The 22,905-nt window shown below is 36.5% G+C and carries 25 protein-coding genes; 13 read left to right on the forward strand and 12 right to left on the reverse strand.

Features of this window, described 5'->3' with window-relative positions; translation table 11 throughout:
* Window positions 1–63: 63 nt before the first annotated feature.
* The 4 genes from I573_RS04510 to I573_RS04525 all read right to left on the reverse strand — a co-directional run bounded on the left by I573_RS04510 (window position 64) and on the right by I573_RS04525 (window position 3,768).
* A complete protein-coding gene (locus I573_RS04510) occupies window positions 64–582 on the reverse strand; it encodes a signal peptidase I (RefSeq protein ID WP_016252703.1) in 519 nt (172 codons plus the stop codon).
* 12 nt (window positions 583–594) lie between these two features.
* Window positions 595–1,245 carry a hypothetical protein gene (locus I573_RS04515; RefSeq protein WP_016186121.1) on the reverse strand — a complete coding sequence of 217 codons (651 nt, stop codon included), beginning with the start codon at window positions 1,243–1,245 and terminating at the stop codon, window positions 595–597.
* A 109-nt stretch (window positions 1,246–1,354) separates the two neighbouring features.
* Window positions 1,355–3,109, reverse strand: coding sequence for a hypothetical protein (locus I573_RS04520; RefSeq protein WP_016186120.1), 1,755 nt, complete (start codon window positions 3,107–3,109; stop codon window positions 1,355–1,357).
* Window positions 3,110–3,138: 29 nt separating this feature from the next.
* Window positions 3,139–3,768, reverse strand: a complete 630-nt coding sequence (locus tag I573_RS04525) for a SipW-dependent-type signal peptide-containing protein (protein ID WP_016186119.1) — start codon at window positions 3,766–3,768, stop codon at window positions 3,139–3,141.
* Between the two features lie 614 nt (window positions 3,769–4,382).
* Between I573_RS04525 and I573_RS04530 the strand changes: the two genes are divergently transcribed.
* Complete coding sequence (locus I573_RS04530; RefSeq protein ID WP_016186118.1) at window positions 4,383–5,558, forward strand: MFS transporter; 1,176 nt, start codon at window positions 4,383–4,385, stop codon at window positions 5,556–5,558.
* Between the two features lie 38 nt (window positions 5,559–5,596).
* Here I573_RS04530 and I573_RS04535 read toward each other — a convergent pair whose 3' ends face one another.
* From I573_RS04535 to I573_RS04545, 3 genes are read right to left on the reverse strand one after another with little or no spacing between them, the layout of a single operon-like run.
* Entirely contained in the window at window positions 5,597–5,956 is a 360-nt protein-coding gene (locus tag I573_RS04535; protein WP_016186117.1) for a hypothetical protein, read from the reverse strand.
* 15 nt (window positions 5,957–5,971) lie between these two features.
* On the reverse strand, window positions 5,972–6,874 hold the full coding sequence (locus I573_RS04540) for a phosphodiester glycosidase family protein (protein WP_016186116.1): 903 nt from the start codon (window positions 6,872–6,874) through the stop codon (window positions 5,972–5,974).
* A 14-nt stretch (window positions 6,875–6,888) separates the two neighbouring features.
* Window positions 6,889–7,932, reverse strand: a complete 1,044-nt coding sequence (locus I573_RS04545; RefSeq protein WP_016186115.1) for a GtrA family protein — start codon at window positions 7,930–7,932, stop codon at window positions 6,889–6,891.
* Between the two features lie 145 nt (window positions 7,933–8,077).
* Here I573_RS04545 and I573_RS04550 point away from each other — a divergent pair, with 145 nt between their 5' ends.
* From I573_RS04550 to I573_RS04570, 5 genes are all read left to right on the forward strand, one after another.
* On the forward strand, window positions 8,078–8,800 hold the full coding sequence (locus tag I573_RS04550) for a polyphosphate polymerase domain-containing protein (RefSeq protein WP_016186114.1): 723 nt from the start codon (window positions 8,078–8,080) through the stop codon (window positions 8,798–8,800).
* Window positions 8,790–9,467, forward strand: coding sequence for a DUF4956 domain-containing protein (locus I573_RS04555; protein ID WP_016186113.1), 678 nt, complete (start codon window positions 8,790–8,792; stop codon window positions 9,465–9,467). The genes I573_RS04550 and I573_RS04555 overlap by 11 nt, the downstream gene beginning before the upstream one ends.
* 245 nt (window positions 9,468–9,712) lie before the next feature.
* Window positions 9,713–10,930, forward strand: coding sequence for an ammonium transporter (locus I573_RS04560; RefSeq protein WP_016186112.1), 1,218 nt, complete (start codon window positions 9,713–9,715; stop codon window positions 10,928–10,930).
* Between the two features lie 17 nt (window positions 10,931–10,947).
* A complete protein-coding gene (locus I573_RS04565; protein WP_016186111.1) occupies window positions 10,948–11,295 on the forward strand; it encodes a P-II family nitrogen regulator in 348 nt (115 codons plus the stop codon).
* A gap of 109 nt (window positions 11,296–11,404) precedes the next feature.
* Window positions 11,405–12,154 (forward strand): glycerophosphodiester phosphodiesterase, encoded by a 750-nt coding sequence (locus I573_RS04570; protein WP_016186110.1) that lies wholly within the window; start codon window positions 11,405–11,407, stop codon window positions 12,152–12,154.
* 148 nt (window positions 12,155–12,302) lie between these two features.
* On the opposite strand, the gene I573_RS11455 is transcribed toward I573_RS04570, so the two are convergent.
* Window positions 12,303–12,470, reverse strand: coding sequence for a hypothetical protein (locus I573_RS11455; protein ID WP_016186109.1), 168 nt, complete (start codon window positions 12,468–12,470; stop codon window positions 12,303–12,305).
* A gap of 360 nt (window positions 12,471–12,830) precedes the next feature.
* Between I573_RS11455 and I573_RS04575 the strand changes: the two genes are divergently transcribed.
* Window positions 12,831–13,646: a Cof-type HAD-IIB family hydrolase gene (locus I573_RS04575; RefSeq protein WP_035020592.1), complete on the forward strand. Its 816-nt coding sequence runs from the start codon at window positions 12,831–12,833 to the stop codon at window positions 13,644–13,646.
* 45 nt (window positions 13,647–13,691) lie between these two features.
* On the opposite strand, the gene I573_RS04580 is transcribed toward I573_RS04575, so the two are convergent.
* On the reverse strand, window positions 13,692–14,669 hold the full coding sequence (locus tag I573_RS04580; RefSeq protein ID WP_016186107.1) for a choloylglycine hydrolase family protein: 978 nt from the start codon (window positions 14,667–14,669) through the stop codon (window positions 13,692–13,694).
* A 67-nt stretch (window positions 14,670–14,736) separates the two neighbouring features.
* On the reverse strand, window positions 14,737–15,459 hold the full coding sequence (treR, locus tag I573_RS04585; protein WP_016186106.1) for a trehalose operon repressor: 723 nt from the start codon (window positions 15,457–15,459) through the stop codon (window positions 14,737–14,739).
* 310 nt (window positions 15,460–15,769) lie between these two features.
* Here treR and treP point away from each other — a divergent pair, with 310 nt between their 5' ends.
* Both treP and treC read left to right on the forward strand, forming a co-directional pair.
* On the forward strand, window positions 15,770–17,728 hold the full coding sequence (gene treP, locus I573_RS04590) for a PTS system trehalose-specific EIIBC component (protein WP_016186105.1): 1,959 nt from the start codon (window positions 15,770–15,772) through the stop codon (window positions 17,726–17,728).
* 28 nt (window positions 17,729–17,756) lie between these two features.
* Complete coding sequence (treC, locus tag I573_RS04595) at window positions 17,757–19,376, forward strand: alpha,alpha-phosphotrehalase (protein ID WP_016186104.1); 1,620 nt, start codon at window positions 17,757–17,759, stop codon at window positions 19,374–19,376.
* A 174-nt stretch (window positions 19,377–19,550) separates the two neighbouring features.
* Here the strand turns inward: treC and I573_RS04600 are convergent, their stop codons facing one another.
* Window positions 19,551–19,952 (reverse strand): GNAT family N-acetyltransferase, encoded by a 402-nt coding sequence (locus I573_RS04600; RefSeq protein ID WP_016186103.1) that lies wholly within the window; start codon window positions 19,950–19,952, stop codon window positions 19,551–19,553.
* A gap of 80 nt (window positions 19,953–20,032) precedes the next feature.
* Window positions 20,033–21,028: a YhdH/YhfP family quinone oxidoreductase gene (locus I573_RS04605; protein ID WP_016186102.1), complete on the reverse strand. Its 996-nt coding sequence runs from the start codon at window positions 21,026–21,028 to the stop codon at window positions 20,033–20,035.
* A 105-nt stretch (window positions 21,029–21,133) separates the two neighbouring features.
* Between I573_RS04605 and I573_RS04610 the strand changes: the two genes are divergently transcribed.
* From I573_RS04610 to I573_RS04625, 4 genes are all read left to right on the forward strand, one after another.
* Window positions 21,134–21,670, forward strand: a complete 537-nt coding sequence (locus I573_RS04610) for a GNAT family N-acetyltransferase (protein WP_016186101.1) — start codon at window positions 21,134–21,136, stop codon at window positions 21,668–21,670.
* Between the two features lie 105 nt (window positions 21,671–21,775).
* Window positions 21,776–22,036, forward strand: a complete 261-nt coding sequence (locus tag I573_RS04615) for a DUF2087 domain-containing protein (protein ID WP_016186100.1) — start codon at window positions 21,776–21,778, stop codon at window positions 22,034–22,036.
* Window positions 22,037–22,050: 14 nt separating this feature from the next.
* Window positions 22,051–22,365 (forward strand): hypothetical protein, encoded by a 315-nt coding sequence (locus I573_RS04620; protein WP_016186099.1) that lies wholly within the window; start codon window positions 22,051–22,053, stop codon window positions 22,363–22,365.
* Complete coding sequence (locus tag I573_RS04625; RefSeq protein WP_016186098.1) at window positions 22,362–22,898, forward strand: dihydrofolate reductase family protein; 537 nt, start codon at window positions 22,362–22,364, stop codon at window positions 22,896–22,898. The genes I573_RS04620 and I573_RS04625 overlap by 4 nt, the downstream gene beginning before the upstream one ends.
* The last annotated feature ends 7 nt before the right edge of the window (window positions 22,899–22,905 follow it).

Raw genomic sequence — 22,905 nt, forward strand, 5'->3', positions numbered from 1 at the left:
TCTAGCATATTTGTTTCTTTTTCCACAAGCAGTCCTTTACAACTGTTGTGGAAATGAAATATTTTACTTAACTTTCTTAGGGTTTTCTTCAACATTTTGTTTGTGATACACGATTAAATATATTAGTCGAAACACTAAAATTCCAATGATGAAGCTAAACCAGAGTGGATTTTGTAATAAAATCATCACTTTGCCAAGTAATGGAATGCGAAATACATATTGGCCAACGACATCGTCCCGCTTGATTTGCTTCATATCTTGGATGGGATTGTGATCGCCTTTAGTGGTAATCCACTCTTGATCTAAAGTTAAGATTCGATGTGTAACAAGCATCTGCTCATCTTTGAATGTAATGATTTGATCAGGAGCTAGTGCTTGTTTGTCGATCTGTTTTATAAGTATGTAATCACCCGTATTTAATGTAGGTGACATGCTTTCGCTCACTACTGTATAGCCTTTGAATCCGAAGAGACCCCTACTATTAGGATTCGAAAAAATATTTAGCAAGCCGATAATCAAAACGAAGATCACGAAGATTGTAGTAAAGATACGGAAGATCGTTGTTAACAAAGTGATAATCATTCCTCCTATTCTTTAGATGATTCGTTCAACTGTAAATAACTGGGTTGGTTGATCACTAAGATACAAGTACGCTTGCTGATTTATTTTGATATACACCAAGCTTTGAATGGTTTTATCGTGATAGGCTTGGCGAACTTCTTGTACATAACTTGCTAAAAAAGGAAACCATTCTTCAACTGTATAGGGACGGTCTAAAACGATTGTATAGAGCATTTGGCTTTTCTCTAAATAATAGACTTGTCGACTAGATTGTAGTGAAAAATCAATGCTAGGAGAATGCTGTTTTGTTGTTTGCTGATAAATATACCCGATAAATAAATGTGAACCTAAAGGATCGATCGTATAATAAATGCTATTTGGTAAAGCAATAGTCGGGTCAAAAAAATTTGTATGTTGTAATTGTAAAAGTACGGGCGAATGTTCTTGTTGATATAGTTGCTGCCCATAAGTAATTAATTCTGATCTCGATAGAGGGGAGGTAACATTTACAAGTCGGTAACTAAAGGAATCCGTTTCTTTTTTACGAATATTTGTCGCAAGATAATGTTCATTTTTATAGTGAGATTGATTGATCTTATCTTTAAAGATATAGCTTCCAATAGCTATAAGACAAGTAAAGCAAAGTATCAAAAGGAATTTTTGACGATTAGAAAATGAGTTCATCGCTTTAACCTACTAACATTCAGATTTCGATACAGTTTCTTTTACCTTATCGAAAATACAAAAAGAACACAAGTCCGTTTTTTTGAGAGTTCTCACCTCGAACTAGTCCTTAAGGTATTTCAAGCGAGGTTTGTATAGTCTCTGAAGTCGTTTCTTCCTGAGTAGATGTGACTTGTGATGTAGCTGTCATAGCATCTGTAGTTGATGGGGTAGGTTCAGTCTGTGTTGGACTTGTTTCGTTTTCTTTTGAACTAGATGTGGATGTTTCTGTCTGTTTCGTTTCTTGAACAGGCTCAACACGAACTGATTTAGTATTTTTAGGTCGAATCGATGAGAGCGAAATATAATCGCTATAAATGAATCGACTGTCGTCTTTAGCAGTTGCTGCTCTTTGCAAAGAAAAATTAAACCCCTCTTTTTGTAGTTGTTGCGGTGTGAAGTATAATGTGAAATTCAATAGTGTCCCGTTATTTGAGCGACTTTCTTTAATCGGAACAGTGCTAAATTCACCATCTAACTGTAACGAAAAACTAGAACTTTGATTTAAAGGATCATTTTGACTGATGTTAAAATATAAAGGTACTTCGTAGTAGGGTGCTTTGTAGCTTATTTCTGATGGTGTACGCAACTCGACTGTTTCAATACCTGCTTTTTGAATCGTATATTTTTTTTGTAAGCGTGCCTGAGTAAAACGAGTAGGCAATGTTTCATCTAGTTGAGTCGATACCAAAGCACGTGTCAATAACACTTGATTTGTTTTCGTATTGATCAATTGTAAAGAACCAGTATTCCCAGAACGTGTAGTCAGCTGTTGAATCGCAATATTTGTGGTATGGATAGACAGTGAAAAATCATGTGAGTTCGTTAAAGCCCAGCTTAAGTCAGGATTCATATCAGATATATTAGCTGCCGTTAGCGATGAATTGTTGACGATTGACGAAAAAGACAACGTAGTACGATCAGGATTGGTTTGAATCGTAGTATCTGTTTTCATCGCGAGATTGTTAATTGCTAAATCAGAAGCAAAAGCAAACTGACGAATGGATAGTTTATCTGATCCAATCACCATATATTTCGTATACATAGTTTGCTCGATATGTACCTGCGAAGGTTGATCGTTTGTAGACTTTTCTACACCCAATAACGTGACTTTAAAGCCTTTTTTAGGCACAAAACTAGTCGATACATTAAAATAAGTTCCATTATTTGTTTTAATTTTATGTGCAAATAACTTATCGACCGTAGTTTGATCTAAAGGAGAATCGATATCGCTTGATAGATAGAGTGTTGGTTGATTCAACAAAATGAAATTGGGATCTGAGACATAGTACAACGTATTTGTAAGATAATAAGGTTCGCCTTTAAATAGTGTCTCGTCAGGCCACTGGGCTAGCTCGTCTTCTTGATTCGTGATGTTTATTGACGCTGTAGCGATTGGAACAGACAGCGTATGATCTAAAAATATTGGAATTGTAATTTTAAGCTCTTTAGGGTGATTTTCAGGTAATTCTTTGATTTTTTTTATCTCGATTTGTCCAGTGAATTTCGTACGATCTTGATTCACTGTTAGTCTTTTAGGAAATTTGAGTGTAATGTAGTCAGACCATGGATTAGACTCTTTACCTAGATAGACATCAGACGTTAAAGTGGTTTGGCTTTCAAGTTGGATATCCACGGTTTTTGTTTCATTGAGTGTCTTTAACGAAACGAACAGATCATTTAGTTTTAAAGTTGGTTTGTGTAAGGTCAGCGTAGAATTGATCGTTTTTGTATCATTAAAATATGCATAAGTTTTAGGTAAAAAAGAGAGAAAAAGAAGCGTACATGTAGTAAAAAGCAAAAGGTAAACCAGTTTACTTTTCATATGATCGCTCCTTTACTCATTGGTATAAATTATTTAGTCGTTTCTAGATGTTGCGTAGCAGTTACTTGAATTAAGTCTGGAATAGAAGACAATAGATCTTCTGATTGTGCCGTATTTCGAGCATCATTTTCAGCTCCATAAGGAATATGGATCGTAAGATTAAAACTTAGCGTTTCATTAGGTGAGATTGTATCTAGCACCATTTCATTTTTATCAATTGTTGTAACAGTATTATTCTGGGTAACAGTAAACGAATGAGCGATACCTTCAGGAAGTTGAGATGACATTGTAACAGTAATATCAGCTTTAGCTGTTCCAGTATAAGGGATCGTAATTGTTTTTGTAAACGTGTCTCCTGGTAGTACATTAGTAAATGTAGTCGCAGTATTTTTTGGTTCGATATTTGGATTCGTAAAGGTTAATTTTTCATTTGTAAAACTTTGATCATCTTCTTTAGTATTTCCTTTATATGTCCAATTCGCATCTTTAAATTCGCCTAGTGTGACGCTACCTTTTTTCAGATTCAAACCGCTATCTACCTTTTTACTATCGGTAAAATAAGCATATGTTCCATATGTTGCAACCCCAATCAGCAACAAAGCAACTAATAAAATCGAATATCTTTTTCGTCCATGTTTTTTCTTACTTCCTTGGTCCATTTTCTTTTCCTCCATAAATGTTTTTCCTGTTTTTAAATTGCCAACGAGTAGAATCATAACAGTTTTATATAGTATAAACAACTTAAAAACACTCAAATAACAGAGATGTTTTTTGTATAAAAATAAAAAAATGTAAAAAGATGTGAATTAAATGGATTTAAGGGTGAGAAAAATAAATAAAAAAAAGTATTATATAATTTGTTTTAACAGTATTCTTTAGTTTTGATACTTTTTGACATCAAAATATCTTGAGTATTCATATCTTTTTTTTCACAAATAATACTGTATATACTTTTAGTAAGCTTTATAATGATAAAATAACGTTTATTCCAATATAATATCAACTGTTTTTTCTTCTTGTTGCATTTGGATATGCGGATTAAAGGTGTAAAGACATATCTATTTTTAAAATAAAATATTTATGAATAACGCAAGCGTAAAAAATCCAAATGAGCAATTGCTAAGAAATAATGAATTTTTAGTATTGCGACGTGTAATTTCTAAAATTTCATCGTATAATGAAATAAAATTAGGTGAAAGCGCCTAAAAAACGGAAATTTTGAAAGAGCTCACGTGAAGTGGGTGCTTTTTTTTGTGGCATTAGGAGGTTTGTTATGAAGAATCGAATGTTGATTGTTGCATATGTCAATTTGTTTTTAGTCTTTTTAGGAGTCGGTTTGGTTATCCCTGTTCTACCATTGTTAAAAAATGAGATGAATTTCTCTGGAACGACAATGGGGATGATGGTGGCTATTTTTGCCTTTGCACAATTGATCATCTCACCGATTGCAGGTCATTTATCTGATGTATTTGGTCGTAAAAAAATGATCGTGCTAGGGATGTTACTGTTTTCGCTATCTGAGTTAATGTTTGGTTGGGCACAATCTGTAGAATGGTTTTATCTGTCACGCGTGATTGGTGGAGCATCGGCTGCTTGTATTATGCCTTCGGTAACTGCATTTGTAGCAGATTTAACGACTTTAGAAGAACGTCCTAAGGCTATGGGATATGTTTCAGCCGCTATTAGTGGAGGATTTATTATTGGACCTGGTATTGGTGGTTTACTAGCAGTATTTGGAACTAGAGTCCCTTTTTATGCTGCTGCGCTCATGGCGTTACTGGGTTTCTTTTGCTCATTGTTCTTTTTAAAAGATACCCCAAGTGTTGTAGCTGAAGAAAAAGCGACCCGTGAACATAAACCAGGGATGTCGGTTTTTTTAGAAGTTTTAATGCATCCGCTATTTCGAGCATTTTTTATCGTCATTTTAATTTCATCATTTGGACTTCAAGCGTTTGAGTCGATGTATAGTATTATGGCTACTCAAAATTTTGCATTTACGACAACAGAAATTTCATTGATGATCATGATTAGTGGAAGTTTGGCGTTGGTAATTCAGATTTTCTTCTTCCACCGTATCGTGCAATTGATGGGAGAAATTCGCTTGATGCAATTAACATTCTTTACAAGTGGTATTTTTGTCTTGGTGATTGCAATGACGAGTCAACGTTGGTTAGTCGTTGTGTCTACATTTATTGTCTTTCTATCTTTTGATCTATTTAGACCAGCTGTTACTACTTACTTATCGCATCATGCAGGTAGTCGTCAAGGTGTGATCAATGGGTTGAACTCTACGTTTACAAGTGTTGGGAATATTTTAGGTCCGGTCTTAGCGGGCATGCTATTTGACATCAATCCATTTTCTCCTTATTTTGTAGCTGGAATCATTTTGTTGGTCACTGGTATCGTATCATTAAGTCTAAGCCGTCGTTCTGCTACGGTTACAGAATAAAAAAGAACTTGTACGTTTTCACGTACAAGTTCTTTTTTTTAAGTTTTTAAGACTCGTGAATAACTCAAAATAGTGAAGAGAAAACTACTACCGGCAAGGTACAAGTAGACAACAAGATAAGGTGAATCACTGCCTGCAATAGTGAGTATACCCGTCAATACAGCGTAAAAAATCAAAGAAGCAAGACCGGTATTAAAACTTAGAAACCCGAAACGAGTGAGCGGGCGTACTCGAAAATGATGGGATAATAGAAAAAGTAATCCACTAAAAAATGGAATCGTCCAAGCAAAAGATAAGTAAACCGATGTGACGCCGTGACCAAAATAATTGTAAAGTAATTGGAATACATATAAGCCTAGTGCGCTTAAGAAATAAGGAATCGATCGATGTGTCTGCATATAAAAACCTCCTGATTATTTAAAATATACGATATCGCTGACCGCGCGCTCTGAACTTTGACCGCTACCGCCAACGGTTTGATTGACGACTTTGCCATTAAAGTAAAGTGTTGTTGAACCACCGCCATCTAAGTTATAGCCAGTTTGGACACCATTATCTTTCATAACTTGTGCAAGTTGATATAAGGATAACCCTTGGCTATCATCTGTTCGTCCTTCTGAAACGACGATCAAATAATGGTTTGTTCCGATCTGACCAATTGCCGTTCGAGGGTTACTTGCAGCAGATTGACCGACTTCTGTCGATTCGTCTACTACGATGGCACTATTTTCAACTAATGCCGGTCCGAATGAGAGTACTTGTTGAGCATTTAGTGTCGAAGCATCAGTGGTCGCTTCATTAACGATTGAAAAATCACCATTTTTATCGATCACTAAAGCATCGGTATCGCCATTTGCACTATCGCGATAAAGAGTGCCGTTTCGAACGACAAAACCTGTACTTCTAAACCCATAAAAATCACCGTTGATCGCTAAAATCGCATCGTTTGCTGCAGCGATCGTCGAAGTGGTTTCCTTGATATTGCGGCCATAACTATTGTCCGCCAAAGCTGTAAGCAAGTGACTTGGATCATCTGTTTGGACATCGACTAAATAGACGGTCGTGTCATCGATCCGCTGTTCTGTAAGTGAAATAGTTAATCCATTGCCGCTATAACTAGTATCTGTTTGAACGACTTCTGTATTTTCAGTTGTTGCAGTAGTTGAAGTATCCGTCGTTGTTGTGGTTTGTGTCGTCGCCACGATTTGGCGATCTGGTAAAACAAAAGCTTTCAATAAGATAAATCCACTACTAGCGAGTAAAAAGACGCCGTAGATAATGGCCCAACGAAATGGTCGTGCTAAAAATTTTTTCATAAACAAAATCCTCCCTAAGTTGTATGGTTAAAAATAAAATATTTTTGGATTTGGAAACTAAAGAAAAATAAGCTTAAATCGACGAACAATTTAATGATCAGTAATGATGAAAAGATAGTGGATAAGGCTGAAACACTCACCCCGCTGATCACAAGTTGTGCGATAAATAAAACTAAATATTTCCAACTTGATTTTTGCACAGGTGCTTCATCTGAAAAGACAAATTGTTTATTTAAGTAGTAATTGCAAATTCCTGCAGTCACGCGTGCCAACAATGTAGCTAGAAAGATCATCTCGCCAGCTTTGCCTAAAACTAAAGACAGTAACATAAAAAATCCGATATCGACAAAGGAAGAAGTCAGTGATGACAGTAAGAATCGTAAAAAAGGAAAATAGACTAATAGAGAATCTTTGATTGGTCGAAAATGCGTTTGTTCATTGTTGTTTTCATAAATAGTTTCGATCGTAAAAGTTTCTAGATCCCATTCAAATTCTTTTAACGCGAGTAAGACATTCATTTCGTATTCAAAGCGATTGCCTTTGATCGCTACTAAGTTTGGGATTTGGATGGTAGCAAAGACACGTAATCCTGTTTGTGTATCTTCTAATTTTATTTTAGTCGCGAATCTGAAAAGTTGGCTGGTAAGTCGATTGCCATAATAACTTTTTGTTGGAGTCGCTTCTTTACTAAATGACCGTATTCCTAAAATAATTTGATTGGATTGGATAAATTGTGCTTTTTCTAATGCACGCGTAATATCTTGGATCGTATGTTGTCCATCGCTGTCAGCTGTCACAAATCCATTTTTTTCTGGAAAATGTTTTTCGATATAACGCATACCGTAGCGTAAAGCAAACCCTTTTCCTTGATTGATTGGATAACTTAAAAAATGTACATGTTGTTCTTGGACGAATTGTTGAAACGTATCATGATATTCTGATCCGCTGCCATCATCGACGATTACGATGGGGACAGGGAGGGTAGCGATAAGTTGTTTCATAAAACGGACTGTTTTATCAGATGGTTCATAAATAGGAATTAATAAAATTGAATTCATCTCGTTCACCTCGATTTAGTTGTTGGCTTTACTATAAAAGATTCGACTTAAATCAAACTTAACGACAAAATGACGTCTCTTAAGTTTGATTTAAGTTTGTTTTTTTAAGATAAGACCAACGACAAAACAGAAAGGAAGAATAGAGATGGGAATCAAAAAAGTATTTGAACGAAAAGAAACAAAATATATTTTGACAGCACAACAATTTCCTGCATTTTTTAGTGAATTACAACAATATATGGAAATCGATCAGTATGGCTTACATACGATTCAGTCCCTTTATTTTGATACAAACCAAGATGATTTCATTCGACACTCGATCCAAAAACCAGATTATAAAGAAAAATTTCGCGTACGTAGTTATGGAATTGCAACAAAAGAAGGGTTAGTGTTTTTAGAAATCAAAAAGAAAGTAAAAGGTATCGTGTATAAAAGAAGATTGCCTTTGACATACGCTGAGTTTTTAATGTGGCAACAAACAAACGTCTTACCAGAATCCATTTTGAACTCACAAATTGGCTTAGAGATTCAATGGTTATTTAAAAAACATCCAGATCTTACGCCGAGAGTATGTATCGTCTATGATCGCTATTCACTATTTTATGAAGAAGATGACCAGTTTCGTGTGACATTTGATCAAAATATTCGGTTTTCAACAGAAGGTATGTGTCTACATGCGCCGCAAAACGAACAATTAGTCGCACCAGAGATGGGAATCTTGATGGAAGTTAAAGCGATGGGAGCCTTTCCATTGTGGTTTGTTGAATTATTGAACCGCCATAGCATCCGCAAAAGTAGTTTTTCAAAATATGCTCAAACGTACCAACGACATTTATTTGTAAAGGAGGATGCAGCACATGTTGTCTAGTTTATTAACAGATACGCAACCAGCTGTTTCGATTTCAGGAATTTTTATTTGTTTACTTGTTTCATTAGGTTTAGGGATGCTAGTCGCTAGGATCCATATGGTACGTAATGTGTATACGAAAAATTTCGTTATTACACTAGCTGTACTTCCTGTACTTGTTCAATCGGTGATTTTATTAGTCAATGGAAATTTAGGGACAGGTGTCGCCATCTTAGGCGCATTTAGCTTGATTCGTTTTCGTTCTGTTGCAGGAGGATCACGAGAAATCGCTAGTGTCTTTTGGTCGATGGGGATCGGATTAGCGACTGGTATGGGCTATGCTATTTATAGTATTGTATTTTCCGTGATCGTGGCAGCCTTTTTGGTCTTGCTTTATACAACGAATTTTGGCTCAAAACCAGTTGTAGCGGAACGGGAATTGAAAGTGACGATCCCAGAAGATTTAGATTATCCAGGATTATTTGATGATTTATTTCAAAAATATGCGTATCAAAACCGTCTACAATCTGTTCGCACGACCACGATGGGAAGTTTGTATGAATTACGTTACGTTGTTTTACTAAAAGAAGAAGAAAGTGAAAAAGCGTTAATCGATGAAGTTCGTATTCGAAATGGGAATCTACCCGTAGTATTAGGGAAAGTAACCAGCAATAAAGATGAATTATAATCAATCAAAAACGTCGGCTGAGTAATCACCGACGTTTTCTTTCGTTGTTTGTTAAAAAAAGTAACATGGATATCGGAATTAGCCTAATAAATTATGGTGAAACTACAAAAACAGTTTATTTTCGTGTTTGTTTTTATGGAAGCGTTCTATTTTTAGTATAATTATGAAAAAATAGCTAGTTTTTTCTCATTTTTAATGTTAGGATATCTTACATGAAAGAGAAACGTTAGAGAGGGGAATGAAATATGGAAGCAGGAAATATCGCATTTATTATGATTTGTACCGCAATGGTGTTTTTAATGACACCAGCATTAGCCTTTTTTTACGGAGGATTAGAGCGTCGTAAAAATATTTTAAACACGATGATGATGTCGATTGGGACGATGGGATTAGCGTCAATTATTTGGATCGCAGTCGGATATAGCTTATCTTTTAGTGGAGATGGTTCATTTGTTGGAAACTTAAATCATATTTTCTTTCAGGGTGTTTCAATGACAAAAGGTGATGGTATTCCAGAAGGACTATTTGCTTTATTTCAAATGATGTTTTCTTTGATTACAGCAGCGATCTTAACTGGATCGGTAGTTGGAAGAATGCGATTTCCTGCTATTTTATTGTTTTTAGCTTTTTGGCTAGTAATCGTATATGCACCGATGGCTCACATGGTTTGGGGTGGTGGATTTATCGCTAGTTTAGGAGCTATCGATTTTGCTGGAGGAACAGTAGTCCATATTAGTTCAGGAATCTCAGGTTTGATTTTATGTATTGTCTTAGGACAACGTCGTGAATTCAAACAAGCAGAATACCGTCCACATAACATCCCTTTTGTTGTATTAGGCATGGGGTTACTATGGTTTGGATGGTTCGGGTTTAATGCTGGATCAGCATTAGCCGCTGATGGTTTGGCAATTCAAGCATTTTTAACGACTAATACAGCTGCCAGTGCCGGAATGTTGTCTTGGATGTTAGTTGAACGATTATCGACAGGGAAACCTACTGTTGTCGGTGCATGTACCGGAGCGGTTGTTGGTCTAGTTGCCATCACTCCAGGAGCAGGATTCGTGTCGATCTGGGCCTCGATTGTTATTGGTGCATTGGTTAGTCCATTCTGTTATTACAGTATTTCGATTATCAAACAAAAATTTGGTTTTGATGATTCATTAGATGCTTTTGGTTGTCATGGTATGGGTGGGATCTTTGGATCAATTGTTACCGGGATTTTCGCCGATCCAGCAGTAAACGGGAGTGCTGGATTATTATATGGCGGTTTTGATCTTTTCTGGGCACAAATCGAAGCTACAGTGATCACGATTGTATTTGCGGGCCTTGCCAGTCTCGTTATCATTTATATTGTCAAAGCCATTATGCCAATTCGCGTATCTGCTAAAAATGAAGCACTAGGACTAGATCATAGTGAACATTCAGAAAATGCTTATCCAACTTTTGTTGGTTTAGATTCTTAAAAAGGAGCCTGGAATACATGAAAAAGATTGAAGCGATTATTCGACAAGAAAAATTAGAAGACATCAAAGAAGCGATTCAACAAAAATTTGAAGAGCAACCGACAGGAATGACGGTCAGTCAGGTTTTAGGTTTTGGACATCAAAAAGGCATGAAAGATTATGTTCGTGGACAGGCAGTTATTCCGGCTTTTGTCTCAAAAGTAATGATCAGTTTTTTAGTAGAAGATCAACAAGTCGATCCTATTTGCCAATTGATTGTAGACATTTGTCAGACGGGGGCAGTGGGTGATGGCAAAATCTTTATTTATCCAGTAGAAGAAGCGATTCGCATTCGAACAGGGGAACGCGGAGCAGCTGCTATTTGAAACGAACAGGATGCATGCATCCTGTTCGTTTTTTTACGTAATCTTCATCGAGAATTAATATTGAGATGATACCCTAAACGTATAAAATCGGTTTAGGAGGTTAGATGAGATGACAAAAATATTTGCCCATCGGGGGAGTAAAGGGACACATCCTGAAAATACATTAGCGGCATTTCGACATAGTATTGAACTAGGTGTAGATGGTATTGAATTAGATGTTCATCTGTCAAAGGATCAAGAACTTGTGGTCATTCATGATGAAACACTTGAGCGTACAACGAATGGCTCAGGATTTGTTTATGAACATACACTTGCCGAGCTAAAAGAACTCAATGCAAGCAGTTGGTTTTCTCTTTATGATGATGTCCAACAAATCCCAACACTAGAAGAAGTGTTGACACTGTGCAACCATTTAGGATTTACTGGAATCGTAAATATTGAAGTCAAGACAGATCAAATCGACTATCCGATGATCGAAGAACGACTTGTTTCTCTCTTACAACAAGAAAAAACCTTTATCCCAATGTATTCTAGCTTTAATTTGCTGACTTTAGATCGATTGCATAAACTAGATCCTATTATCAAAAAGGCATGGATCATGGAAGGAACTGATAGTACGATTGATTTTGCAAATTACTTTCAAGCGATCGATAGTATCCATCCAAACTTTGAATGGGTCGTGACTGCACAAGAAGAGTTGTCTGGGTTTACCAAATCAATTCGTCCTTGGACGGTCAATCAAGAGTCTGAAATGTGGATGTGTTTTGAAAAGAAATTTTCTGGGTTTCATACTGATTATCCTGAAAAAGCACTAGCACTTAAACAGCTTTACGTACAAAACCAAGTTGTTACGTACTAATTATGGCGAATTTGAGAGTATAAATAAGTGATCGATTTGAAACAAAGTTTTAAAAGAATAATACGTAATTGTCAATTTAGTAAAATACATTGAACTAGCTGCAGAATAAAAAAGGCCCCCTTCTTTGTAAGATGGGGGTTTTTATGTATTAAGTTAAATCAGTCAAACGAGCTAAAAATAATTTATGTTCTAGATGATCTCCATGTACGATTTCAACGACGGCAGTATTGGTAAGTACAGTGACAATTTTTACTTTATACCGACCTTTCAAGCCAATGATTTTTGTTTGGTAGGTTTGGTTCGTCGCAATAGTCAAAAAAATTCCCCCTAATAAGATGATAGTCAAACAAGCAACGATAAAAAGTTCATGTATTCACTAATTTACGTTACTAAACAACTGAAATTAAGAATTAATTGAGAACATTGATTAGATTAAAATGATTATAACACGGTATGTAAAGTTTTCAAGTGTTTTCAGAAATAAATATATATTTCCTGAAACTAATTATTATTTGTGAAATTAAAATCAAATTATGTGGGAAATAAATAATAAATCGGAGCAGAGGTAAAGGATTTATTAAAAAAATCAATAAATACAGGTGTTATGCATATCATGTCTCATTTATTAGGAATTTTTGTTATACTAGAGGCAACACAAAAAGAGAGGTTGACAATTTTGACAATAAAAGCAATTGTAGTAGATATGGATGGTACTTTTTTAAACGAGGAAAAAGCGTATGATCGTGAGCGTTTTTTACGTTTAAAAGAGATGATGAATGAACGTGGTATGCATTTTGTAGTTGCATCTGGTAATCAATATGATCGATTGATCGAGTATTTTCCAGATTTTGGAGAAAACTTATTTTATATTGCCGATAATGGTGCTGATGTTCGTTATCATGGAGACGTACTCGCAAGTCAGACATTGCCACAAGCGCTTTATCCTGTCTTAATTGATTACATCCAAACACATTTTAAACAAGCACATATGATTTTGACTGGTAAAAAAGGTGTATATGCTTCTGAACAAGAAAATGCTCAATTTTTGGAAATGGCAAATTTCTTTTATCCTAAAATTGATTTAATTGATTTTTCAGCGCCGATCAACGATGAGATTTTTAAATTTGGTTTGAATTTTCCGGTGTCGATCGTTCACGAAGCTGTTGCTGAATTAAAATCAGTCTTTGGAGATAAAGTACAAATCGTAGCAAGTGGTCATGGAGCGATCGATGTCGTGTCAAAAGATGCTGGAAAAGAAGTTGGTATTCAAAAAATGCTTGAGTTTTTTGAATTAGAACCTCAAGAAATCGCAGTCTTTGGCGACAACTATAATGATATTGGGATGTTCAAATTAACTCCGCATAGCTACGCCCCTTCAAATGCAGTACGAGACATCAAAATATTAGCAAAAGAGATTATTGGATCAAATGAACAACAAGCAGTCTTAGAGAAAATGGAAACCTTGATCAATTTAGTCCCAGTATATGCATAAAATACCGCTATTGTTTTCTATAAAGAAAGCAATAGCGGTATTTTTTTAAAGGATATGCGTAACAAAATCTTGTGTAATCGGAAAATCTTTTGGCTCTTCTAATGATAATAGTTCTTCTGTGAGCGTTAATTGATAGGTTTCAGACTGTGTGTACGGTCTAAAGAAATAACTTCTTTTTTTCGTATCGTAGAACGCTTTGTATTGAGTGTAGTCGATGCTACCGTCATTTTTGATATTTACACCCTTAGGAATCGTGACCGTTTCTAACAAAGAGAGCGTATTTGCTAGTAACGCATCATATCCTTGTTCTGTTTGGATATTGGCACGTAAAAAAGCCATACGGACAAAACGTTCAGGGCCGGTAAATCCTCCTGGTAGACCAAATGTACCTGATCCTTGCCCAAAAGGATGCGCTGTTAGTTCTTGGAAATTTTTTGTTGCAAAGTTTTGCGTTTGTAAACCAATATAGTTGTTTAAATTTTTTAAATGCCATTCTAGTTCAGGACTATTTGTCATAACATTTACTGGATTTTCTTTTAGTTCAAGTCCTTTTGCAGAGCTTTCCAAGACGATTGTTTCACCAGTTTCATCAGATACAATAAAGTGTAAAGGTAACACGACTTGCAAAATTGGATTTTTAGCTGCGACTAGTTGAATCGTTGTAATGTTTTGTTTTAGTGAAGCTACAGAATCAATCGTGCCTAAAATCCACATCAACAATTCATGTGGTGCAAGGTTTAATTTGGTAGCATCTGATTGTTCTTGGTACACAGCTTCATTTGGAAAATAAAGTTCCATCACGGTTACACCTTTTTCATTGATCCCATCTGCGAGCAAATCGCCCATTTTAGGGTTTCCTGTTCCCATAAAGCCGTAAGGAAACGAGATCTCACGACCAAGTTGTGTATGAAAAAGATAGTTTCTCGGAAATACAACAGGTCGACCATCTAGTTCAAAGCCAAAGTCCATTGTACGTGCAACAATTGTTGTATCAGCATCTTGTAAAGTAAAACTTGTACACATGTAGCATTCCTCATTTCTATTCAATTCATTTCAACGTAAGTGTACCACTTTTTTTGAAAATTACCGATCAAAATGTAGTAGGATGTCTTCTAGCAAAATCGTAAAAACGAAATTTATCGACTCGATGACGACTTTCTGTATATTGAAATTGTTGAGCATTGGCTAAAAATACCCTACTTTGGATTGACACGATATTGACATCATTATGATTTAAATCAAGATACAGTCGATCAGCTTCTTGCAAGTGGTCAATTCGAATTTCTTTTTCAGCAAATGAAATATTAAGATGCAATGTTTGCTCGAAATATTTATAAATCGAATCACTCGCAATCGATTCATCTAAATTTGGCACATAACGACAGGCGATATAATCTTTATCTAAAATTACTTTTTGATGATCGATTTCACGTGTACGCAGTAAAATCCAAACCTTTTCACCGATTTCAAAGCCAGTTGTAAGACTAGTTGCTTCATTGATCGTATCTTCAGCCAGTAACACGACTTTAGTATGGCCACTGTAGCCATAAGAATTTTGAAGTTCTTTATAACTAGTTAATCCAGAAATTGGGAAGCGAAGTTGTTCACGTTTTAAAACAATTGATCCTTTTCCTTGGATTTTTTGGATATATCCATTTGCCATCAAACGAGCTAAAGCCTTGCGTACTGTATCACGAGATACGTTATACTGTTGGCTTAGTTGATGCTCACTAGGTAAATATTCACCCGGTGCGAATTCTTCTTTCAAAATATGATTTTCTAATACTTGATAGATCATTTCATAAACTTTCATTAGTAGCACTCCTAACTTGTACGTATTTCCTCAATACAAGTATAAAATAAATCAAAAAAATCTACAACGAATAAAAAGATTAGAGAAATTTAATGAAATCAACGGAATATAGATTACTTGTGGGATGAATTACCAACAACAAACTGTTTATTAGTTGATTTTCTTAAGAAATAGACGGTAAAATGAGAAAAATCTAGTAAATAAGAAAAATAAGCATTGTTTTTATTATGCAAGCGCTTTACAAACTATTTTTATTTTCGTATAGTGGACTTAAGATAACTTGTACCTACAAGTGAAAGGAGAACAGATCATGGGAAAATTTGAAAAAGATGCAACAAAGTTACTGGAGTACGTTGGTGGTCGTGACAATATTTCAGCCATTACACATTGTGCTACACGCATGCGTTTTGTATTGGTCGATCCGAAAAAAGCAGACGAAGCCAAAATTGAGGATCTCGATTCCGTTCGTGGAATCTTTACCAATGCGGGACAATTCCAAGTCATTATTGGTAATGAAGTCCCGACGTTTTATCAAGAATTTGTGTCGATCGCTAAATTAGAGGGTGGATCAAAAGATGATGTGAAGGCGGCAGCCAAACAGAATCAAAATCCACTTCAACGCGCGGTAACCTTATTAGCCGAAATTTTTACACCATTATTACCTGCCATTATTGTCGGAGGGTTAATTTTAGGATTCCGTAATATTTTAGAAGCTGTGCCAATGGGATTTTTAGGGGATAAAACAATCGCTGAAAGTTCTGTTTTTTGGAATGGTGTCAATAGTTTCTTATGGCTTCCTGGTGAAGCGATTTTCCACTTCTTACCAGTAGGGATTACCTGGAGTATCACACGTAAGATGAAAACAACTGAGATTTTGGGAATCGTATTAGGGATCACCTTAGTATCACCTCAGTTGTTAAATGCATATGCTGTAAATAGTACTAGTGCGGCAGATATTGCACAAAATTGGACGTGGGACTTTGGTTTCTTCACAATGGAAAAAATCGGATACCAAGCACAAGTCATCCCAGCGATGTTAGCCGGTTTCCTATTGGTTTACTTGGAACGCTTCTTCCGCAAACGCATTCCAGAAGCAGTATCTATGATTTTTGTACCATTACTTTCTTTACTACCTACAATTTTAGCTGCTCATTTGATCTTAGGTCCAATCGGTTGGAAAATCGGTTCAGCGATCTCGACTGTTGTAAATGCTGGGTTAACGTCATCATTTAGTTGGTTATTTGGTGGTGTTTTCGGAGCACTTTATGCACCACTGGTTATTACTGGATTGCACCATACAACACTCGCAATCGATAATCAATTAGTTGCTGATTTTGGTTCAACGAATTTATGGCCGATGATCTGTCTATCAAATATCGCACAAGGTGCTGCGGTATTAGCTGTTGTTGTTGCTCACCGTGGCAATAAAAAAGAAGAACAGGTATCTGTTCCTTCTGTGATTTCTGCATGGCTAGGGGTTACTGAACCGGCGATGTTTGGGATCAACTTAAAATATGTGTATCCATTTGTGGCTGCGATGATTGGTAGTGGATTAGCGGGAATGTTTGTTACGGTTTTTGGTGTTCGTGCAATAGGTATTGGTGTAGGTGGACTACCAGGGATCATAGCGATTAAAGGAAATTATTATGGAATCTTTGCGATCGCGATGTTGATTGCGATTGCTGTACCATTCTTCTTAACGCTTTTCTTTAGAAGAGCAGGAATCTTTAATAAAATCGATCGTGTCGGCGAAGCGCTTGACCCAATCGATCCAAGTTTAGAAACACCAGTTACACCTGTAAGTACCGTAAAAGAAACAACTTTATTTTCACCATTAAATGGTCAATTATTCCCACTTAGTCACTCCGTTGATCCAGTATTTGCACAAGGTGCAATGGGTCAAGGTGTTGTCATCGAACCAAGTGAAGGCAAACTTTACGCACCACTAGATGGTACGATCAGCTTATTGTTCCCAAGTAAACATGCGATTGGTTTAGTCGATGAAATGGGCATCGAATTGTTGATGCACGTTGGACTCGATACGGTTCAATTGAACGGCGAGCATTTTACAGCCCACGTCAAACAAGGCGATAGTGTGAAAAAAGGACAGTTATTGCTAACATTTGATAAAGCCGCTATCGAAAAAGCTGGTTATCAAACACAAACACCAATTATTATTACGAATCCAAGTAATTATCAAGTAGATCCATTAATACAAGAAGGCGCAGTTAAAGTGAACGATGCGATCGTCCATGTGACTTCGCTCTAATAAATGAAACAAAGAAAGAAGGCTTCGTATGAAAAATACCGTAATCTATCAAGCGTACCCTAAATCATTTTACGATACGACAGGTGATGGAGTCGGCAATCTAAATGGTGTCAAAGAAAAACTACCTTATCTACGTGAACTAGGCATCGATATGATTTGGTTAAATCCTTTCTACCCAAGTCCACAACGTGATAATGGGTATGATATTTCAGATTATTGTGCCATTGATCCTCGTTTTGGTACGATGGCTGACTTTACAGAACTGGTCAAAGCCGCAAAAGCACTCGATATCGAGATTATGTTGGACATGGTATTAAACCATGTCTCAACTGATCATGAATGGTTCCAAAAAGCGTTAGCTGGTGATAAAAAATATCAAGATTATTTCATCTTACGTGATACACCAACGAACTGGCAATCAAAATTTGGTGGTAATGCTTGGGCACCATTTGGCGATACTGGCCGCTATTATTTACACCTGTTTGATCCAACGCAAGCCGATTTGAATTGGCATAATCCAGAAGTACGCGAAGAACTATTTCAAGTCGTTCGTTTTTGGATGGAAAAAGGAGTGAAAGGCTTCCGTTTTGATGTGATCAATGTAATCGGAAAAGATGTCGTATTAAAAGACGCAGCCGATCAAGAAGGTAAATTTGAATATACCGATCGTCCGATTGCTCATGAGTTTATTCATGAGTTAAATCGCGAAACATTTGGTGTCGATCCAACGATCGTTACAGTCGGTGAGATGAGTTCGACTACCGTACCAAACGGAATTTTATACACGCGACCAGACCGCGAAGAATTGGCGATGATCTTTAATTTTCATCATCTAAAAGTCGATTATGAAAATGGTCAAAAATGGACGGATCAGCCGTTTAACTTTAAACAATTGACGTCGATCTTGCATGAATGGGGTCAAGGAATGAGTGAAGGCGATGGTTGGAACGCTCTATTTTGGAATAATCATGATCAGCCACGAGCATTAAATCGTTTTGTTGATGTCGAAAATTATCGCATTCGTGGTGCACAGATGCTAGCTGCCACGATGCATTTAAACCGCGGAACACCCTTTATTTATATGGGCGAAGAAATCGGCATGTTGGATCCAGATTATGATTCGATTGCTGATTTTGAAGATATTGAATCTAAAAATGCTTATCAGATGCTAATGGATCAAGGCAAAACGGCTGACGAAGCGTTGCATATCGTTAAATTAAAATCACGCGACAATGCACGAACACCGATGCAATGGGATAGTAGTAAACATGCTGGATTTAGCAAAGGAAAGCCTTGGTTGAAAGTCGGGAATCACGCAGATATCACTGTTGAAAATGAACTAAAAGATCCGCAGATTTTTGGGTTTTATCAAGAATTGATTCGTTTGCGTAAAACATATCCCGTGATTGCTGAAGGCAACTATGAAGCGTATGCGAAAGAGCACGATCAAGTATTCGCTTACGTACGTCAGACAGAAGATGCGGAGTTATTAGTTTTAAATAATTACTATGGCACCGAAACGACAGTTGAGATCCCAGAACGATTCGTAACAGGTGAGATCTTACTGACAAACGTCAACGATACTACAGTAGAACGAAAACAAATATTAGCTCCATATCAAACACTAGCGATTTTAGTGAAACGATAAAATAACTCCCCTCATCGAACATGGATGAGGGGAGTTTTTAGACTGTATTATAAAAAAAACTCACTAGCGGGGACTAGTGAGTTAGGGAGAAAGAAATGAAAATCATTGGTTTGTTTGGGTATGCGTAAACTATACATCGCAAAGCTTAAATCAGCCTTAAGTCATTTATCTTTTTTAGATAGCTAACTTAAGGATTTTTTGTGGGCCTTTAGGACCTGTAAAAATCCTTGTCGTATCAACGAAGCCAACTTTTTCATAAAGACGAATCGCGAATTTATTTTTTAGATTTACACCTAAATAGACGTCTGTAGTATCAGGGAAATAGTCACGCACAAAATTAGATAGCAACTGTAATGAAGCCGTCGCATACCCTTTTTTCAAATGATTAGAGTCAGTCGAAAAAGCACGTAGCAGTAAACTATTCTGATTTTTGGTATAGTTCAGTCGATCATCCCCGTTATCTAGAACGAAAAAGCAGACTAGCTGCTCTTTATCAAAACAAAGAATTGGTGCATAACTTGATTTTAAATTCGCTAAAACAGTTTGAGGTGAAGCGGTGTAAGATAAGTCTGCCACGTAGTAGTTCCCAATATGTTCTTGAAATGAGGGTGTATACACTTTCAATTCGATGAGTATTCATTTCTTCCAAGTCCGTTTTATTTTGAAATATTTACGATCGTACGTCCCAAATGTTGTCCGGCTTTTAGTTGTTCAAGGACAGTCGGTAATCCTGCTAAAGACGTTTCGTTGACTAGGGTCGTATCCGTCACTTTCCAATCAGTCGCCATTTTTTGCCACATCGCCACACGTCGTTCGTGCGAAATATTGACTGAATCGATTCCCAAAAGATTGATGCCACGTAAAATAAACGGTAAAACAGTTGTCGTTAATTTTACTCCACCAGCATTTCCGCATAGTGAGACGCTACCTTCGTAAAATACATAGGGCAGTAATGACGCAACTAAATCGCCACCAACTGTATCTAAAATATAGTGAAATTGTTGTTTAGCTAACGGTTTTTTCTCAAAATCAAATTCGCTTAGTAAAATCGTTTCAGTAGCCCCTAATGTTTGTGCAACTTCGAGTTGGTGTTCTTTGCGGACAAGCGCCACGATATGTTTGTAACCAGCTTTTGCTAACATTTGCACAGCAAGACTGCCAACACCCCCAGTCGCACCAGTAACGAGGATCGTCTGTTCTTTCGTAGCATCCATACCATTTTTTTCTAAAGCAGCAATCGATAAGGCAGCGGTCAACCCAGCAGTCCCTAAAATCATCGCATCTTTAGTGGTGAGATCTTTTGGTAAGGAAATCACCCAATCAGCAGGAACCCGTGCGTATTCTGAAAAACCACCGGTATGGCTCATGCCCATTTTGTATCCAGTTACTAAAACTTCTTGCCCCTTCACAAAACGAGGATCGGTCGACTCAACGATTTCACCACTAAGATCAATACCAGGAATCATCGGATAGTTGCGAATCACGCCACCATTTTTTTGGACGGCGAGCATATCTTTATAGTTAGTAGAAGAGTAGTGGACCTTGATCACGACCTCTCCATTAGAAAGATCTTCAAGTGTAAGTGTATCTTCAACTGTATATTGGATCTGATCTTGTTGCTCGTTTACTACGAGTGCTTTAAATGAGTTCATACAATCATTTCTCCTTTAGTAGTATAGTTATAAAAACATTCTCAAAACGAATTTACCATGCTAGGATATAATTAGCAATCAACTAAGAAAAGAGGGCCAACACTGATGGAGTATCCTTATTTAAATGGTGAAAGAATCTATTTGCGGCTAGTTGAAGAGAGAGACGTCGCACAATTAACTAAAATCAACAATACGGCAATTACTCGTATTATGGGCGATGACGATGTACCGTATCCTTTTTCACTTGAAACCATGTCACAGTTTACCAAGTCGAATGAGACGATGAAAAATTTTGCGATTTGTCGCATTAAAGACGATGAGTTGATAGGTTCACTTGCCGTATATGGAATCAATTATCAAAATTCAAATTGTGAAATTGGATTGATTGTAGCAGAGGATGCCAAGCGTCAAGGATATGGAGATGAGGCAATGAAAATAATCATTGAATTTGTGTTCAATTATTTACCAATGAATAAAATCAAGTTACAAGTTTTCTCTTTTAATACAGCAGCAATTAACTTATATCAACAATTAGGATTTACCCACGAAGGAACACTGAAAGAAGAAATTTTTCGTTTTGGGACCTATCAAGATTTAGAAAATTATGCGCTACTCAGAAGTGAGTGGATGAATCATCATTAAACACACTAGCAGTTTTATATATAAAAATTAAGGGGGGGGCAAACGATTAAGAAAACTCGAGGATGAATCAAATCATATCTAGGATAAACAAAAGGAGCTAGTGAAATGACGATTGACCGCTTTTTTAAAGAGGGGAAATTACTGACGATCCCTAGAAAAACTAAAGATAAAGAATTGATTTTTGACTATCTCAGTACACAGTTTTCAGAAGAGAAGTCGTATACCGAAAAAGAAGTAAATGAAATTTTAAAAGCATTTTATCCAGACTACGCGATTTTACGACGCTTCTTAGTCGATCATCATTATTTGATCCGTGATGCCTATGGGAAGAGTTACCAGAAAAATACTGAAAAAATTAGTAAGTAAGGAGCGTTTTCAATATGATCTTATCGTACTATTTAAAAGCTGATAGTGATGCAATTCATGACCAAGAATTTCTAGGATTTCAATTACTTCATGAGGATACTACCTTTAAAAAACAGTATGAGCGATTAAAAGAAAAAGTTTTGAGTACAAATCTATTTTTTGTAAAAGAAGATACTGAGCTACTAGAAACATTTACGTTAGATCAGTTGCCGATTGTAGAAGTTGATTACAACGTCACGAAAGTAAAGGGATTGTTGTCTTTAGCAGAACTATCTGAACTTTTAGATATCGGAATTACACTACAAATCAAAATGGAGGATGAATCATGAGAAAAATTTGTTTTTATGGCGCTATAAGTCTAGATGGTTATTTGGCTGATGAACACGATAGCTTGCAATGGCTATTTGATACACCAACTGGAGAAGAAACGACTTACGAAGCATTTGAACAACAAATCGATACAACGATCATGGGACGTGTCACGTATGAAGAAGTCAAAAAGATGACCGAGGATGCACCAGTCTATCCAGATAAAACGAATTACGTCTATTCGCATACACTAAATCAGCTAAATGATGCGATAGTGATCCAAGACGATATCGTGTCATTTGTCCAAGCGTTAAAAAGACAAGAAGGTCAGATGGTCTGGATCGTCGGTGGTGGACAACTTGTGACGGAGTTGATGGAACAAGAATTGATCGATGAATGGTTTATTCAATTGGCACCAGTCTTTTTAGGAAAAGGGAAACGATTGTTTCAAGAACAATCGACGCCACAACGTCTTACATTAGTAGAAACGAAAACGATGGGTGAATTAGTCGAAGTGCATTATCAAAAAAATAAAATGCACGACTCACTATAAACTAGGA

Source organism: Enterococcus sulfureus ATCC 49903 (assembly GCF_000407605.1).
GTDB classification, from domain to species: Bacteria; Bacillota; Bacilli; order Lactobacillales; family Enterococcaceae; genus Enterococcus_G; species Enterococcus_G sulfureus.

What these genes read in the sequence shown, in the direction of transcription:
- I573_RS04615 (WP_016186100.1), top strand. Translation starts at nt 21,776, where the DNA reads ATGACGATTGACCGCTTTTTTAAAGAGGGGAAATTACTGACGATCCCT.
- I573_RS04525 (WP_016186119.1), bottom strand. Translation starts at nt 3,768, where the DNA reads ATGGACCAAGGAAGTAAGAAAAAACATGGACGAAAAAGATATTCGATT.
- I573_RS04580 (WP_016186107.1), bottom strand. Translation starts at nt 14,669, where the DNA reads ATGTGTACAAGTTTTACTTTACAAGATGCTGATACAACAATTGTTGCA.
- treR (WP_016186106.1), bottom strand. Translation starts at nt 15,459, where the DNA reads ATGAAAGTTTATGAAATGATCTATCAAGTATTAGAAAATCATATTTTG.
- I573_RS04510 (WP_016252703.1), bottom strand. Translation starts at nt 582, where the DNA reads ATGATTATCACTTTGTTAACAACGATCTTCCGTATCTTTACTACAATC.
- I573_RS04515 (WP_016186121.1), bottom strand. Translation starts at nt 1,245, where the DNA reads ATGAACTCATTTTCTAATCGTCAAAAATTCCTTTTGATACTTTGCTTT.
- treC (WP_016186104.1), top strand. Translation starts at nt 17,757, where the DNA reads ATGAAAAATACCGTAATCTATCAAGCGTACCCTAAATCATTTTACGAT.
- treP (WP_016186105.1), top strand. Translation starts at nt 15,770, where the DNA reads ATGGGAAAATTTGAAAAAGATGCAACAAAGTTACTGGAGTACGTTGGT.
- I573_RS04610 (WP_016186101.1), top strand. Translation starts at nt 21,134, where the DNA reads ATGGAGTATCCTTATTTAAATGGTGAAAGAATCTATTTGCGGCTAGTT.
- I573_RS04545 (WP_016186115.1), bottom strand. Translation starts at nt 7,932, where the DNA reads ATGAATTCAATTTTATTAATTCCTATTTATGAACCATCTGATAAAACA.
- I573_RS04550 (WP_016186114.1), top strand. Translation starts at nt 8,078, where the DNA reads ATGGGAATCAAAAAAGTATTTGAACGAAAAGAAACAAAATATATTTTG.
- I573_RS04530 (WP_016186118.1), top strand. Translation starts at nt 4,383, where the DNA reads ATGAAGAATCGAATGTTGATTGTTGCATATGTCAATTTGTTTTTAGTC.
- I573_RS04620 (WP_016186099.1), top strand. Translation starts at nt 22,051, where the DNA reads ATGATCTTATCGTACTATTTAAAAGCTGATAGTGATGCAATTCATGAC.
- I573_RS04625 (WP_016186098.1), top strand. Translation starts at nt 22,362, where the DNA reads ATGAGAAAAATTTGTTTTTATGGCGCTATAAGTCTAGATGGTTATTTG.
- I573_RS04565 (WP_016186111.1), top strand. Translation starts at nt 10,948, where the DNA reads ATGAAAAAGATTGAAGCGATTATTCGACAAGAAAAATTAGAAGACATC.
- I573_RS04555 (WP_016186113.1), top strand. Translation starts at nt 8,790, where the DNA reads ATGTTGTCTAGTTTATTAACAGATACGCAACCAGCTGTTTCGATTTCA.
- I573_RS04605 (WP_016186102.1), bottom strand. Translation starts at nt 21,028, where the DNA reads ATGAACTCATTTAAAGCACTCGTAGTAAACGAGCAACAAGATCAGATC.
- I573_RS04520 (WP_016186120.1), bottom strand. Translation starts at nt 3,109, where the DNA reads ATGAAAAGTAAACTGGTTTACCTTTTGCTTTTTACTACATGTACGCTT.
- I573_RS04540 (WP_016186116.1), bottom strand. Translation starts at nt 6,874, where the DNA reads ATGAAAAAATTTTTAGCACGACCATTTCGTTGGGCCATTATCTACGGC.
- I573_RS04560 (WP_016186112.1), top strand. Translation starts at nt 9,713, where the DNA reads ATGGAAGCAGGAAATATCGCATTTATTATGATTTGTACCGCAATGGTG.
- I573_RS04570 (WP_016186110.1), top strand. Translation starts at nt 11,405, where the DNA reads ATGACAAAAATATTTGCCCATCGGGGGAGTAAAGGGACACATCCTGAA.
- I573_RS04535 (WP_016186117.1), bottom strand. Translation starts at nt 5,956, where the DNA reads ATGCAGACACATCGATCGATTCCTTATTTCTTAAGCGCACTAGGCTTA.